The organism is Alicycliphilus sp. T452 (assembly GCF_054512775.1).
In genome coordinates, this window is sequence record NZ_JBTNEH010000002.1 from 183,624 (window position 1) to 198,124 (window position 14,501).

The following is a 14,501-nucleotide window of genomic DNA, read 5'->3' on the forward strand; positions in this document are numbered from 1 at the left end:
GGTCAGCGCCGCCTCAGCGCGTCCACCGCCGCGTGCAACGCCTGGCTCCAGGCGCGCCGGTCGCGCCCCTGGGCGCGCTCGGGCGTGCCGAAGTGCACCACGGCGGTGATGCCCGGGGCCGAGAGCGTGCGCCAGATGGAGCCCAGAAGGCTTTCGTCGCCGACGAAGCTGGGGGCGAAGCTCGTGGCGCCGCTCTGGCCATCGACGAAGCGCAGGCCCACGGGCTGCACGGGCACGTCGGCGGCCAGCGCGGCCTGCAGCAGGTTGGCATGGAAGGGCAGCAGCTCGCGCCCGTCGCCCGTCGTGCCTTCGGGGAACACAGCCAGCACCTCGCCGCGCAGCAGGGCCTCGCGCATGCTGGCCACCATGCGCAGCGCGTCGCGGCGCGATTCGCGCTGGATGTAGAGCGTGCCCGCGGCCGTGGCGAGCGTGCCCACGATGGGCCAGTCCTGCACGTCGGACTTGCTGATGAAGCGGCAATAGCGCGCCGCGTGCATCACGGGGATGTCGAGCCACGAGAGGTGGTTGGCCACGAGCAGCACCGGCCCCGTGCGCGGCGGCTGGCCGTGCAGCTCCAGCGTGACGCCGGCGCAGCGCAGCAGGCCCAGGGCCCAGGCCTGCACGCGCGCCTGCTGCTGCTCCGCGGCCAGGCGCGGGAAGCGCAGCGCCACGACCCACAGGCCCAGCAGGGCGTGCAGCAGCATGCGCGGCACGCGCCAGCAGGCGCGCAGGACTCGCAGCATGGATGGGCGTTCAGCCGCGCTCGAAGGCGACCTGGCCGCCGACCAGGGTGCAGCGCACACGGCCCGGCAGCTCGTAGGACGAGAACGGCGTGTGCTTGCCCTGGCTGGCCAGCGCACCGGCCTGCACGGTCCAATGCGCGTCGGGGTCCACCACGCACAGGTCGCCCACGCCGCCCTCGACGATGCGGCCCACGCTGGCCTGCAGCGTGCCCAGGGCGCTGCCCAGCACGCGCGCCGGCTCGCTGGTCACGGTGGCCAGCGCGCGCGACAGCGGCGCGCCGCCGCCCTGCGACCATTTCAGGGCGATGGACAGCAGCAGCTCCAGCCCGGTGGCGCCGGGCTCGGCCTCGGCGAAGGGCAGGGCCTTGGCGTCCTCGTCCACGGGGGTGTGGTCGGAGACCAGGGCGTCGATGGTGCCGTCCGCCAGGGCCGCCGCCAGCGCGTCGCGGTCGCGCTGCTGGCGCAGCGGCGGGGTGAGGCGCGCGCGGCTGTCGAAGTAGCCGATGTCCACGTCGGTGAGCATGAGGGAGTTGATGCTCACGTCGCAGCTGACCGCGAGGCCCTCGGCCTTGGCCTGGCGCACCAGCTCCACCCCCGCGCTGCTGGAGAGGCGGCACAGGTGCACGCGCCCGCCCGTGGTCTTGAGCAGCTCGAAGATGGTGTGCAGGGCGATGGTCTCGGCCGCCACCGGAATGCCCGACAGGCCCATGCGGGTGGCCAGCGGGCCGCTGGCTGCCACGCCCTTGCCCAGGTGCAGTTCCTGCGGGCGCAGCCACACGGTGTAGCCGTAGGTGGCGGCGTACTGCAGCGCGCGCTGCAGCACCTGGGTGCTGGCCAGCGCCACGTCGGCCTGGCTGAAGCCCACGCAGCCCGATTCGGTGAGCTCGGCCATCTCGGTCAGCACCTCGCCGGCCAGGCCGCGCGTGAGCGCGCCCAGCGGGAACAGGCGCGCCTGGTGCAGCTTCTCGGCCCGGAACTTGAGCATCTCGACGAGGCCTTGCTCGTCGAGCACCGGGTCGGTGTCGGGCGGGCAGACCAGGCTGGTCACGCCGCCCGCGACGGCGGCGGCCATTTCGGACTCCAGCATGCGCTCGTGCTCGTGGCCGGGCTCGCGCAGGCGCGCCGCCAGGTCCACCAGGCCGGGCAGCACGAGGCAGCCGCCGGCGTCGATCACGCGGCTGGGCGTGAAGTCCCTGGGCTCGCGGTCCACCGCGATGATGCGGCCCGCGGCCAGGGCCACGTTGCATACCTTGTCGAGCCCGCTGGCCGGGTCGATCACCCGGCCGTTCTGGATGAGTATCTTCATGGTTTCAAGTCAAATTGGCCCCGAGCGCCCGTCCACCAAGCGCAAGAAGCTATTGAAACAGGAGCAATCACGCTTCGTTCCCGGCGACTATGGACATGACCGCCATGCGCACCGCGATGCCGAAGGTGACCTGCGGCAGGATCACGGCCTGCGGGCCGTCGACCACGGCGGAGTCGATCTCCACGCCGCGGTTGATCGGGCCCGGGTGCATGACGATGGCGTCGGGCTTGGCGAGAAGCAGCTTCTCGGGCGTGAGGCCGAAGCTCTTGAAGTATTCCTGGCTCGACGGCAGCAGCGCGCCGCTCATGCGCTCGTTCTGCAGGCGCAGCATGATGACCACGTCGCAGTCCTTGATGCCCTCCTCCAGGCTGTGGAACACGCGCACGCCCATCTGCGCCATGTCGGCCGGCACCAGCGTGCGCGGGCCCACCACGCGCACCTCGGCCGCGCCCAGCGTGGTCAGGCCGTGGATGTCCGAGCGCGCCACGCGCGAGTGCAGCACGTCGCCCACGATGGCCACCGTGAGGTTGGAGAAGTCCTTCTTGTAGTGGCGGATGGTGTACATGTCCAGCAGGCCCTGCGTGGGGTGGGCATGGCGGCCGTCGCCGGCGTTGACCACGTGCACGTGCGGGCCCACGTGCTGGGCGATGAGGTAGGGCGCGCCCGACTCGCTGTGGCGCACGACGAAGATGTCGGCCGCCATGGCGGTCAGGTTGTCGATGGTGTCCAGCAGGGTCTCGCCCTTGGCCGTCGAGGAGCGCGCGATGTCCAGGTTGAACACGTCGGCCGACAGGCGCTTGGCCGCGATGTCGAAGGTGGTGCGCGTGCGCGTGCTGTTCTCGAAGAACAGGTTGAACACGCTCTTGCCGCGCAGCAGCGGCACCTTCTTGACCTCGCGGTCGTTGACGCTGGTGAAGTTGGTGGCCGTGTCCAGGATGTGCGTGACGATCTCCCTGGGCAGGCCCTCGATCGACAGCAGGTGGATCAGCTCGCCGTTCTTGTTGAGTTGGGGGTTGCGCTTGTACAGCACCGTCAGACCTCTTTGACGTCGAAATGGAATGCGCCGCCCTCGGCTCGGGCCAGCGACAGCAGCTGCGTGGGCGGCAGCAGCACGCGCGCCGCGGCGAAGTCGGCCTGTATGGGCAGTTCGCGCCCGCCACGGTCCACCAGCACCGCCAGGCGCACGCAGGCCGGGCGGCCGTAGTCGAACAGCTCGTTGATCACGGCGCGGATCGTGCGGCCGGTGTAGAGCACGTCGTCGAGCAGCAGGATGTCGGCCCCGTTCACGTCGAACGGCAGCGCCGTCTGCGCGCTGCTGGCCAGGCCGCGCTGGGCGAAGTCGTCGCGGTGCATGGCCGACGACAGCACGCCCGCCTGGCCGGCCAGGCCCAGGTCGCGCTGCAGTCGCTCGGCCAGCCAGGCGCCGCCCGAGGCGATGCCCGCCAGGTGGGTATGGGGCCCGCGCAGCGCGCGCACGCCGCGCAGCAGCTCGGCGTAGAGCGCCTCGGCGTCCAGCGCCAGGTGGCCCTGGCGTACGGCGCCCGGCGCCGCGGAGGGAGCAGAACTCATGGCAGATTCCTCAAAAACTGTTCCAGGATGATGCAGGCCGACGCCGCATCGGCATCGCCCGCGCCGGAGGCCAGGGCCTCGGTGGTGCTGTAGCGCTCGTCCACCTCGAAGACCTGCAGGCCGAAGCGCCCGCGCAGCTGGCGCGCGAACTTCAGGGCCCGGGCCGTGTTCTCGTGCGGCGCCCCATCCGGGTGGCAGGGCACGCCCACCACCAGGGCATCGGGCTGCCATTCGCCGATGCGCTCGGCCACCGCGGCGAAGCGCGCATCGCCCTCGGCGCGGATCGTGCCCTGCGGCGTGGCCGTGCGCAGCATGCGCGTGCCCACGGCGACGCCCGTGCGCTTGAGCCCGAAATCAAAAGCCAGAAAGGATTGGAAATGCGCGGGAACGATGGCGGCGGGGCATGTCATGCGTGCCCCGCGTCGCGCGACAGCATCCACGATTGCAGGCCCAGCAGCCCCAGGGCGCGCTCGTAGCGCTCGTCCACGGGGGTGTCGAAGATGATGGAGGCGTCGGCATCCACCGTGAGCCAGCTGTTCTCGGCCAGCTCGGATTCGAGCTGGCCCTCGCCCCAGGCCGAGTAGCCCAGGGTCACGAGCACGCGCCGCGGGCCCGCGCCGTGCGACAGCGCCTCCAGCACGTCCTTGGAGGTGGTCATCTCCAGGCCGCCGGGAATGCTCATCGTGGAGGCGTAGGGAGACTCGTCCTCCCCCTCACTCTCGCGGGGCGCGCCCTCGGGCGTTCCGCGCATGGGATCATGCAGCACGAAGCCGCGCTCGGTCTGCACGGGCCCGCCCAGGAACACAGGCTGGCGCGTGAGGTCCTCGCGCCCCAGGGTCAGGTCCACCTTCTCGAACAGCCCTTCCAGGCTGATGTCCGTGGGCTTGTTGATGATCAGGCCCAGGGCGCCGCGCTCGTTGTGCTCGCACAGGTAGACCACGCTGCGCGCAAAGGACGCATCCTCCATGCCCGGCATGGCGATCAGGAAATGGTGCGTCAGATTCATGGGCGCGGGCGGGGCAGGCATGCCGCGATTTTACGGCCAAGCCGGCACGCAAAATGGCCCGGTGGGCGGCAAGCCGGCCGGGCCATGCGCGTGCCTGCGGCGCCTGCCGTCAGGCGTTTTCCATGGGCGCCGCCAGCCGGGCGTAGTGGCGCACCAGGCTCATGAGCTCCTCGTCGGAATAGGGCTTGCCCAGATAGTGGTTCACGCCCAGCTGGGCCGCGTGGTCGCGGTGCTTCTGCGCGATGCGCGAGGTGATCATGATGATGGGCAGGTCGCGCAGCGCCGCATCGCCGCGGATGTTGCGCGCCAGGTCGAACCCGTCCATGCGCGGCATCTCGATGTCGGACAGCACCACGGCCGGGCGTTCCTGCTGCAGCCGCTCGAGCGCCTGCAGCCCGTCGGCCGCCAGGGCCACGCGGTAGCCCTCGCGCTGCAACAGGCGCTGGGTGACGCGGCGCACCGTGATGGAGTCGTCCACCACCAGGACCAGCGGCACCTGGTGGTCCTGCGCCACGGGCGCCTGCGCCGGCACGCTCCCCTCGGCCTGTGCTGCGGCGGGCGCGCGCATGGCGGCGCGCGCCTGGTCGCCATACACCGTCGCCAGGGCCACGGGGTTGTAGATCAGCACCACGGCGCCGGAGGCGAGCACGGACATGCCCGTCAGCCCCGGCAGGCGCGACAGCTGCGGCCCGAGGTTCTTGACCACCACTTCCTGGTTGCCCAGCACCTCGTCGACGTGCACGGCGATGCGCTGCGCGGCGCTGCGCAGGATGAGCACGGGCCGGTACTTGCCCGCCGCCTCGGTGCTGCACGCGGACGATTGCAGCAGCGCGCCGGCCCAGTAGAAGGGCAGGTCCTCCTGCCCGTCGGAGAACGCATGCGTGGCATAGGCGGCCTCCAGCTCGGCGGTGGAGCCGCGGCGCACGATCTCCACCAGGCTGGCCGGCACGCCCAGCGTCAGCCCGCCGGCACGCAGCATGACCACCTGCGTGACGGCGGTCGTGAGCGGCAGCACCATGCGGAAGGCGCTGCCCTGGCCGGCCTCGGTCCAGGTCTCGATGCGGCCCCCGAGGGCGTGGACCTCGGAGCGCACCACGTCCATGCCGATGCCGCGGCCCGACAGGCCCGTGACCTCGGTGGCCGTGGAGAGGCCCGGCAGGAAGATCAGGTTGGCCGCATCGGCATCGGAGAGCTGCGCATCCTCGGGGACCAGCCCCTGGGCCACGGCCTTGGCGCGGATGCGGGCGATGTCCAGGCCGGCGCCGTCGTCGCGGAACTCGACCGACACGTCGTTGCCCTCCTGGCGCAGGGCGATGGTGATGGCGCCCACCGCGGGCTTGCCCGCGGCCGTGCGCACCTCGGGGGCCTCGATCCCGTGGCCCGCGCAGTTGCGCAGCAGGTGCTCGAAGGCCGGGGTCATGCGGTCGAGCACGCCGCGGTCCATTTCGATGGAGCCGCCGGAAATGTCGAGCTTGATCTGCTTGCCGGTTTCCTTGCTCACCTGGCGCACCACGGCGTAGAGACGCTCGGAGAGGCCCTCGAACTCCACCATGCGGGTATGCAGCAGGTCGCGCTGCAGTTCGCGCGCCTGGCGCCCCTGGGCCACCAGGTCGTCCTCGGCGCCCTCCAGGGCGCGCTGCATGTTGCGCTGCACCGTGGCCACGTCGTTCACCGACTCGGCCATCATGCGCGTGAGCTCCTGCACGCGCGTGAAGCGGTCGAACTCCAGCGGGTCGAAGCCCGCCGCCGAATCCTTGGACAGCGCCAGGCGCGACTGCATCTGGGACTCGGCCTGCACCTCGATGTCGCGCAGCTGCTGGCGCAGGCGCTCGAGGTTGTCCGTCAGGTCGCCGAGCGAGGCCCGCATCTGCGACATGCGCGCATCCAGGCGCGAGCGCGCGATCACCACCTCGCCCGCCTGGTTCACCAGACGGTCGAGCAGCTGCGCGCGCACGCGCACCGACTGCCCGCCCGCCACGCGCGGGGGCATGGACGAGGTGCCGGCAGGGGCAGTCCAGGCCAGCGGCGCGGCCACCGGAGCCCTGCCCTGGCCCGGCGCGGCAGCAGACTGCTCCGCGGCCATGAAGGCTGCGGGCGCCGCCGCCGGCGGCTCCACGGCCACGGGCCCGGACAGCGGCTGCGCGCCGATGGTGCGCAAGGCGTCGAAACCTGTCTGCAGGGCGTCGAAGCTGGCCAGCAGGGGCTCGATGTCGGCCGCGGCGACGCCGTCGGTGCCGATCTGCTCCACGGCCGTTTCCATGCGGTGGGCCAGCTCGCCCAGCCGCATGGCGCCGGCCAGGCGCGCGCTGCCCTTCAAGGTGTGCAGGGCGCGCAGCAGTTCGTTGCGGGCGCCCAGGTTCTCCGGGCGCGCCGACCATTGGCGCAGCGCCGTGCCCAGCGCGGGCAGCAGCTCCAGCGCCTCTTCCTCGAAGATGGGGAAAAGGTCGGGGTCGATGATGTCGAGCGCATCGATGTCGTCGTCGATATCCACCGAGGCCGCCACGGCGCGGGCGATGGCCTCGTCGACCTGCAGCTCGCGCTCGAGGATGCCGCCCAGCTCAGGTACGGGCTCTGCGCACGCTTCTTCGCCCGCGGCCTCCTCCAGAGGCATCCTGCCGCTGCTCACTTCGACCTGCAAGAGCGCCTGCAGGCGCTCCAGCACCAGGGCATTGGGCTCCTTGAGGAAGCCCGCCGCGAACTGGTGCAGCAGCCGGCGGATGTCGTCGGCCGCCGCATTGAAGACCTGGGCGTGCTCGGGCAGGCCGCACGGCAGCAATTGCACGTGCTGCAGGGCATGCTCCAGCGTGCGCGCCATGCCCGACAGGGCGGCGAAGCCCACGGTCGCCGAACTGCCGGCCAGCGAGTGCGCCAGCGCCACGGCCGTGTCCGGCAGCGGCTGGTGCAGCTCCAGCGACCATTCCTGCAGCGACGTGCTCAGGCGGCGCGACCATTCATCGGCCTCGTTGAGGTAGACGTTGTACAGCGGGATGCCGATGCGCAGGTGCTCGATGACCTTGACCGCCTCGTCCGCCGGCGGCAGCACACCGGGCTCCGCGCTCTCGGCGGCATCGGCCCATGCGGGCGGCGGCTCGGAGGCCGGCACCGCCGCGGGCTCGTCGGACTCTGCAATAGGCGCGGCCTCGGCCAGTTCGATGTCGAAGGCCTGCGCGAGCGGGGTCTGCGGCTGATCGTCCGCCAGGGCCTCTTCCGCGGCCACCCCGGCAGGCTCCTCGGGCGTCTCCTGGGCATCGGCACCGGCCTGCATCGCCTGCTCGAAAAGCGCGAAATCCACCTCTTCGGCCAGGGCCGGCGCGGGTGCGGGCGCCTGGGCGTCGCTCCCTGGGCCGTAGGCGTCGATGCAGGTGTCCGCGAAATCCTGTTGCGGCACGCCTTCGGCATCGGGCAGCAGCAGGTCGAAACCGGATGCGGCGGCGTCTTCGGGTGCGTGGGCGGTGGCCTGCGGCCCGGCCGCGGCAGTCGGCTGCTCCTGCGGCAGTTCGCCGGACATGGCGGCGTCGATCGGCGCATCCGGCGCGGCGGCCGCCTCCTCCTCGACGAGCGGCTGCGCCGCGGCGGGCGCGGCCAATGGCACGAGCGTGCCGTCCTGGCGCATGGCATCGGCCGCTGCGCGGAAGGCCTGGGCCTGCCAGCGATCGGCCTTGCCAGCCGCGATGTCGTCCGCCCAGAGGGCGAATGCCTGCAGCGCCTCGGCGGACAGCTGCAGCAGCGGCGCCTTCACGGGCTTTTGCTCGGCCAGCCAGGCATTGAGCACTTGCTCCATCGACCAGGCAGCTTCGCCGAACTCGCCCAGCCCGACCATGCGCGAGCTGCCCTTGAGCGTGTGGAACGCCCGGCGCAGCGTGGTCTGCTCGCTCAGGTCGCCGGGTTCGGCATGCAGCGCATCGATGGCGGCCTGGCCGGCGGCGACCACTTCGCGCGCCTCTTCGAGGAAGATGTCCAGGAGCTCCTGCCCGTCGTCGGCCTCGGGCGCCACGGGGGCTGGCGCAACCGCGGGGATGGGAAGCTCCGGCGCGGGCGCGGGCGCGGCGGGCGGCTCGTGCAGCGGCGCCCCCGCCTTGGCTTCGAGGGGCTTGCCCATGTCTGCCGGCGCGGGCGCCGCCTGGCCCTCGGCGCCGGGCACGCGCGTGCGCCCCATGAGGATCCGCAGCTCGCCCAGATCCTCGTCATAGACGAAGAGCTTGCGCGCCATGGCACGCTGATAGCTCAGCATATCGACCAGGAAGCCCAGCGCGCCCATGCTGTTGCCCAGCTTCTCGAAGACCTGCTGGCGCTCGCCCTCGGCAACCGCGTCGATCAGCAGGCGCTCCACCATGTCGCGCATGCGCACCACCGCCAGCGACGCCTGGTCCAGGCCCAGCACCGACAGCACGCCCCGCATCTGCTGCAAGCTGCCGGGCACGGAGCGCAGGACTTCTGGATTCTCCGGCTGGCGGAAGTACTGGTCCATGGACTTTTCGGCTTCCGACAGGGTGGCGCGCAGCTCGCTCACCACGCTGCCCATGGTCTGGTGGTCGCTGACACGGCGGTACAGCTCCTCCATCCACGGCTCCAGGGGCTGGGATTCCCCGCCCGTCGCCACGCCGTCCAGGCGTTCTGCAAGGCGCGCGGCCCGCTGCGCCATGGTGTGTTCCGCGCCGTCGAGCTCCTCGAACGACGCCTGCAGGTACAGGACGGCAGTGGCGACCTCCATGGCCAGCGCCGCCGACGGGGGCTCGCCCGAATGCAGCGTGGCGTCCATGGCGCGTGTCAGGGCCTGCGCCAGGCTGTCGCTGTCGGGATGGAGTTTGCGCAGCGAGTCGCACACCAGGCTGAACTGGTCCGCCGCGGGCTTGAGCTTGTTGCGGTCGCCGCCGGCCAGGGCCGACCAGGTTTCCGTGGCAGCGGCAATGCGCTTGCGCGCCTGCGCCAGGACGGCCGGGTCGAACCGGCCGAAGCGCGGCTGCTCATAGTCCACCGGCCGGTGGCGCTGCAACCCGAAGGCCTCGCGCACGGCCTGCAGGGCGGGCATCCTGGCCGCATCCGCGGCGGCGCCCGGCACGGCGGCCTGGGCGCAGAAGAACAGCAGGTCCTGCACCAGGCGTTCGCCGATGCCGTCGTCGCCCTTGGCCAGGGTCGCATACTGCATCAGCACGCGCGACGCCACGCGCTTGGCATAGACGTCCGGCTTGAGCGCACCCTGCGCCAGGGCCTCGAAGAACCCGGCGCAAATGCCCCAGAACACGCGCACCTCGGGCTTTGGCTGCGCCGCGGCGAACCCCTGGCAGACGGTCCGCATGTCGGCCGCCGCCGCCGGGTCGGCATTCTTGACGATGCGCAGCACGGCGGCGTCCAGGCGCGCCCGCGCCTCGGGCCCATAGGGCAGGGGCGCTGCCGCAACCGCCAGCTCGGGCTCGCGCGGGCGGCGCTCTACCGGCCACAGGTCGGCCGGGTGCACCCGATCCGCCCCCGCGAGCGCCTGGGAGTCCCGGTATTGCGGGAACAACGCCACCGGGGATACCGCCTTGCCGGCCAGCACGCACTCCAGGTACTCGATCAGCGCGAAACTGGCGCGTCCGATCGTCGCAGCGGCCTCGTCGCTGCACAGTTCAGGGCGCTGCACGAAGCGCTGCACGGCGCTCTCCATGGCGCGCAGCACCAGGGCCGGCGCCGCCATGCCCACCATCTCCAGCGCCCCGCTGGCCTGGTGCAATTGCTGGCGCGCGATCCGCAGCGGTCCCGCGTCGAGGGCCGCCAGGTCCGATTCGCGGGCGATTTCGGCATCGCGCACGAAGCGGCGCATGGCCTTGACGGCGCTGTCCAAGGATTTGCGCAGCTCATCGAGCACCCATGCCAGCGGCCCGAGGTCTTGCTCGCTCTGGGCCCCATCGGCGCCCGGTGTGTTTGCGGCGTCAAGAGATGACATGGATTCGTCCCCGGCTGCTACCGAGCCAGTTCGTTGATGAAAGTCAGGCGATCTTGAACCGTGCCACCGACCGCCGCAGCTCTTCGGCCATGTGGGACAGCTCGCGCACCTGCTGGGCGGTCGTGCGGGTCCCTTCTCCGGTCTGCTCCGTCACCGCGAAGATGTGCTGGATGTTGTCGGCCACGCCGTTGGCCAGCTCCGCCTCGCGCGATGCCGAGACGGAAATCTGCTCGATCAGCTCGGCCAGGCGGCGCGACACGCGGTCGATCTCGGTCAGGGCGGTGCCGGCGCCGTCGGACAGGCGAGCCCCTTCCACCACGCCCTGCGTGGAGCGCTCCATGGCGGCCACCGCGTCCTGGGTGTCGGTCTGGATGGCCTTCACCAGGGCGGAGATCTGGCGCGTGGCATCGGCGGAGCGCTCAGCCAGGCGCTGCACTTCCTCGGCCACCACCGAGAAGCCGCGGCCCGCTTCGCCGGCGGACGCGGCCTGGATGGCGGCGTTCAGGGCCAGCACGTTGGTCTGCTCGGTGATGTCGGAGATCAGTTCGGTGATTTCGCCGATCTCCTGCGACGACTCGCCCAGGCGCTTGATGCGCTTGGAGGTGTCCTGGATCTGGTCGCGGATGGCGTTCATGCCGCCGATGGCGTTCTGCACCGCCTGCAGGCCCTGGTCCGCCGCCAGCAGCGACTGGCGGGCCACCGAGGCCGATTCCTGCGCCTGGGAGGACACTTCGTTGATGCGCGTGGCCATGTCGAGCACCGAGCGGCCGGTTTCGCGGATCTCGCGCAGCTGCTCGGAGGATGTCGCGAGCAGCTCCGTGGACGTGCTGTCCACCTGTTCGGTCGTCTGCGCCACCCGGGCCGCGGTGTTCTGCACGCTGCCCACAAGCACGCGCAGCTCCTCCACCGTGTAGTTCACCGAGTCGGCGATGGCGCCCGTGATGTCCTCCGTCACCGTGGCCTCCTGGGTCAGGTCCCCTTCGGCGACCGACTGCAGCTCGTTCATGAGCCGCAGGATGGCGGCCTGGTTGGCATCGTTGACGCGCTTGGCTTCCTGCTCCTGGCGCCGGGCATCGCGTTGCAGCGCCTCGGCGGCGCCCTGGCGGTTGCGGCTGTCGAGCAGCTGCACGCGGGAGATGCCCACGCCGCACAGCAGCACGAAGATGCCCGCGACCGCCAGGGCCGCGAACTGCCCCGCCCCTATGCCCGACTGCGCGGACAGCTTGCCCTGCAGGCCCTCCAGCTGGCGGCGCAGCGGCTCGCTGTCGGCGACGATGGCCGCCTGGGCCTCCCGCGCCGACACCAGTCCCTGCAGGTTGCCCAGAATGGCGCCGGCCTGGGTGCGGGTCTGGTCGAAGAGCTTGATCAGCGCCTGCAGCTGCTCGCGGACCTGCGCGTCGCGCGAGGCGGTCAGCCGCAGGTCGGCGCTGCCGTCGAGCATGCCCTGGGCGATCTCCTTGAAGGAATTCAGGTCCTTGCCCAGCAGGAACACGGCCTCGGGGCTCCCCCCCTGGGAGCTCTGGAATTCGTTGGCGGACTTGCCGATGCGCTGCGTCAGCATCACGAGCTGCCCTGCGGCGGAAATGTCGGCCGCGGGCGCGTTGTGCTGCAGCTTGAGCGACGCGATGGCCTCGGCGATCTCCAGCAGGTCGGACGACTGGCTGTTGATGGTGCGCAGCGCATCGCCCACCTGGGACAGGATCTTCTTCTGTCCCATCACCACGCCCGCACTGCGCTCGGCACGCTCCACCAGGGGCATGATGGCATCGAGGTCGGGCTTGAAGGCCTCGCCCAGTGCCTGCACATCCAGCTCGCCGTCGCCATTGCTCAGCGCGCGCACGTTGCGCACCAGCACGCCGGAGCTCTCCGCCACGTCGGCAAAGGCCTGCGGACTGCCCACCAGGGCCTGCGACACCGAATTCGCCAGGCGCTGCGACTGCATCAGCGACTGGCCGGCGGCAGTCAGCTGCTGCGCCGAGCGGTTGGCCTGCCGCAGCACCCAGCCGGCGACCAACGCCAGCGCCAGCAGGCTCACACCGAGCAGCAGCAGCAAACGGCGCTGGTGTGCGGGCGCAGTGGCGCTGCCCAGCAGGGGCAAGGCCACCAGGTCGTCTTCGAGCGCGCCTTCCTCGTGGTATTGCGACACCCCGCCCACCCCCTGCGCACTACCCATGCCGTCCGCCTGGTATTCCTGCGACAGCGGGCCGGCGATCATGGAGTCTGCCGCCATGTAGGACGGGTTCAGGTCGGCATCCGGCTCGGCGGGCTTGCGGTGGAATAGTTTTCCAAAGGGATTGACGACGGACATGGTGCAGCCTTACAGAAAAATCAAGCACTGATGCTGAGAAACGCGGGGTGTTGGGACAAGGCCTGCAGGTTGAGCTCCTGCCAGCGCGTGCCCTGCTCATCGACATAGGCGCTGCCGAAATACACCGGCTCTCCTTGCGCGGGCGGCTCGGACGCGACGAACGTCTGCACGCTGCGCAGGCCCGCCAGCCGGTCCACGAGCAGCGCGGCATTCACCTCCAGGGCGCCGTTGAGGGTCAGCACGCTGGACTCCAGCAGCGCCTGCTCGGAACGCGGTTGCACGGCGCCCAGCAGCCCCGCGAGGTCCACCACGCCCGTGAGCGTGCCGCGCAGATTGGTCACCCCCAGGAACCAGGACTGGGTGTAGGGGACGGATTGCACGCCGCTCCACGGGAAAATCTCTCCCGACTGCGCCAGCGGCAAAAGGAAATGCAGCCCGGCCGACTCCACGGCCAGCCAGGACGAGACGGACACGCCCTCGTCTCTTGCTGCCTGCAAACGCACGGCAAGCCGCGCCTGGAACTCCTTCAGGGCTTCGCGATTGGCCATGGCGGACGCGGCACCCTCAATCCAGCGCGTCGATCTTGGCCTGCAGTTCCGCAGGATCGACCGGCTTGGTGATATAGCCGCGCGCGCCCTGGCGCATGCCCCAGACGCGGTCCGTTTCCTGGCTCTTGCTCGTGCACATGATGATGGGCACGTCGGCGTACTGCGGGTCACGGGTGATGATGCGCGTCAGCTGGAAGCCGTTCTGGCCGGGCATGACGACGTCCATGAGGATCAGGTCGGGCTTTTCCTCGGTCAGGCGGCGAAAGGCTTCCTCTGCATTCTCGGCCGTACGGACCTGCATGCCTTTTTTCTGCAGCAAGTCGGTCAGGTACATCAACTCCGTTTTCGAGTCGTCCACGACCAGGACTTTCCGGATCGGCATTACATGGCTCCTTGTTGCGCATTTCCGAATTGCTGCACGGCCTGCAGCAACTGGTCTTTGGTGAATGGTTTGGTGAGATATTCCTGGCAGCCGACCATGCGGCCGCGCGCCTTGTCGAAAACCCCGTCCTTGGATGACAGCATCACCACCGGCGTACCGGCAAAGCGGGCATTGCGCTTGATGATGGCGCAGGTCTGATAACCATCGAGCTTGGGCATCAGGATGTCGCAGAAAATCAGCTGGGGCTGGTAATCATTGACCTTGGCCAGGGCGTCGAAGCCATCGTCGGCGAGCAGTACCTCGTGGCCACCCTGCTTGAGGAAGATTTCAGCGCTGCGCCGGATGGTGTTGCTATCGTCCACCACGAGGACCTTGAAGGTGGAACCGGTTGTCGTCGTAGCCAATTTCTCACTGCTCCTGAGGGAACGAAAAACGACGCAGGCCGGGGCCGCGCCTCATATTTCGACCATCTCGAAGTCCTCTTTGCGTGCCCCGCATTCAGGGCATGTCCACCTCTTGGGGACATCCGCCCAGCGGGTATCGGGCGCAATGCCGTGTTCGGGCGAACCCGCGGCCTCGTCATATACCCAACCGCAAATCAAGCACATCCAAGTTCGTGGGTCGGTCACGCCACAGCTTAAGGGGCCTTCACATAGAATGCAACGATTGTATCTAGTCATGACTGCGGAACGCAGCTTTCGTGCCACCGGTTACGC

At 70.3% G+C, this 14,501-nt stretch carries 12 protein-coding genes; all 12 read right to left on the reverse strand.

Annotated elements, in window-relative coordinates; genetic code table 11:
* Window positions 1-2: 2 nt before the first annotated feature.
* Window positions 3-743, reverse strand: coding sequence for a lysophospholipid acyltransferase family protein (locus ACX12L_RS02455; protein ID WP_459261155.1), 741 nt, complete (start codon window positions 741-743; stop codon window positions 3-5).
* Between the two features lie 10 nt (window positions 744-753).
* A complete protein-coding gene (locus ACX12L_RS02460; protein ID WP_459261156.1) occupies window positions 754-2,049 on the reverse strand; it encodes a dihydroorotase in 1,296 nt (431 codons plus the stop codon).
* A gap of 67 nt (window positions 2,050-2,116) precedes the next feature.
* Entirely contained in the window at window positions 2,117-3,079 is a 963-nt protein-coding gene (locus ACX12L_RS02465) for an aspartate carbamoyltransferase catalytic subunit (protein WP_459261157.1), read from the reverse strand.
* A gap of 2 nt (window positions 3,080-3,081) precedes the next feature.
* Window positions 3,082-3,618: a bifunctional pyr operon transcriptional regulator/uracil phosphoribosyltransferase PyrR gene (gene pyrR, locus ACX12L_RS02470; RefSeq protein WP_201396171.1), complete on the reverse strand. Its 537-nt coding sequence runs from the start codon at window positions 3,616-3,618 to the stop codon at window positions 3,082-3,084.
* Entirely contained in the window at window positions 3,615-4,028 is a 414-nt protein-coding gene (ruvX, locus tag ACX12L_RS02475) for a Holliday junction resolvase RuvX (RefSeq protein ID WP_459261158.1), read from the reverse strand. Before ruvX ends, pyrR begins: the two co-directional genes overlap by 4 nt.
* The gene (locus ACX12L_RS02480; protein ID WP_459261159.1) at window positions 4,025-4,645 is read right to left on the reverse strand and encodes a YqgE/AlgH family protein; all 621 of its coding nucleotides are present in this window, start codon (window positions 4,643-4,645) and stop codon (window positions 4,025-4,027) included. The genes ruvX and ACX12L_RS02480 overlap by 4 nt, the downstream gene beginning before the upstream one ends.
* Before the next feature lie 88 nt (window positions 4,646-4,733).
* Window positions 4,734-10,547, reverse strand: a complete 5,814-nt coding sequence (locus tag ACX12L_RS02485; RefSeq protein ID WP_459261160.1) for a hybrid sensor histidine kinase/response regulator — start codon at window positions 10,545-10,547, stop codon at window positions 4,734-4,736.
* Between the two features lie 43 nt (window positions 10,548-10,590).
* Window positions 10,591-12,855 (reverse strand): methyl-accepting chemotaxis protein, encoded by a 2,265-nt coding sequence (locus ACX12L_RS02490; protein ID WP_459261161.1) that lies wholly within the window; start codon window positions 12,853-12,855, stop codon window positions 10,591-10,593.
* A gap of 20 nt (window positions 12,856-12,875) precedes the next feature.
* Window positions 12,876-13,403: a chemotaxis protein CheW gene (locus ACX12L_RS02495; RefSeq protein WP_459261162.1), complete on the reverse strand. Its 528-nt coding sequence runs from the start codon at window positions 13,401-13,403 to the stop codon at window positions 12,876-12,878.
* A 16-nt stretch (window positions 13,404-13,419) separates the two neighbouring features.
* On the reverse strand, window positions 13,420-13,785 hold the full coding sequence (locus ACX12L_RS02500) for a response regulator (protein WP_459261163.1): 366 nt from the start codon (window positions 13,783-13,785) through the stop codon (window positions 13,420-13,422).
* Window positions 13,785-14,189: a response regulator gene (locus ACX12L_RS02505; RefSeq protein ID WP_459261164.1), complete on the reverse strand. Its 405-nt coding sequence runs from the start codon at window positions 14,187-14,189 to the stop codon at window positions 13,785-13,787. The genes ACX12L_RS02500 and ACX12L_RS02505 overlap by 1 nt, the downstream gene beginning before the upstream one ends.
* A gap of 51 nt (window positions 14,190-14,240) precedes the next feature.
* Window positions 14,241-14,414: a rubredoxin gene (locus tag ACX12L_RS02510; protein WP_459261165.1), complete on the reverse strand. Its 174-nt coding sequence runs from the start codon at window positions 14,412-14,414 to the stop codon at window positions 14,241-14,243.
* Between the last annotated feature and the right edge of the window lie 87 nt (window positions 14,415-14,501).

Excerpts from the sequence above, each read along its gene's own strand:
- pyrR (WP_201396171.1), bottom strand. The coding sequence starts at position 3,618 with ATGAGTTCTGCTCCCTCCGCGGCGCCGGGCGCCGTACGCCAGGGCCAC.
- ruvX (WP_459261158.1), bottom strand. The coding sequence starts at position 4,028 with ATGACATGCCCCGCCGCCATCGTTCCCGCGCATTTCCAATCCTTTCTG.
- ACX12L_RS02490 (WP_459261161.1), bottom strand. The coding sequence starts at position 12,855 with ATGTCCGTCGTCAATCCCTTTGGAAAACTATTCCACCGCAAGCCCGCC.
- ACX12L_RS02460 (WP_459261156.1), bottom strand. The coding sequence starts at position 2,049 with ATGAAGATACTCATCCAGAACGGCCGGGTGATCGACCCGGCCAGCGGG.
- ACX12L_RS02500 (WP_459261163.1), bottom strand. The coding sequence starts at position 13,785 with ATGCCGATCCGGAAAGTCCTGGTCGTGGACGACTCGAAAACGGAGTTG.
- ACX12L_RS02485 (WP_459261160.1), bottom strand. The coding sequence starts at position 10,547 with ATGTCATCTCTTGACGCCGCAAACACACCGGGCGCCGATGGGGCCCAG.
- ACX12L_RS02495 (WP_459261162.1), bottom strand. The coding sequence starts at position 13,403 with ATGGCCAATCGCGAAGCCCTGAAGGAGTTCCAGGCGCGGCTTGCCGTG.
- ACX12L_RS02455 (WP_459261155.1), bottom strand. The coding sequence starts at position 743 with ATGCTGCGAGTCCTGCGCGCCTGCTGGCGCGTGCCGCGCATGCTGCTG.
- ACX12L_RS02480 (WP_459261159.1), bottom strand. The coding sequence starts at position 4,645 with ATGCCTGCCCCGCCCGCGCCCATGAATCTGACGCACCATTTCCTGATC.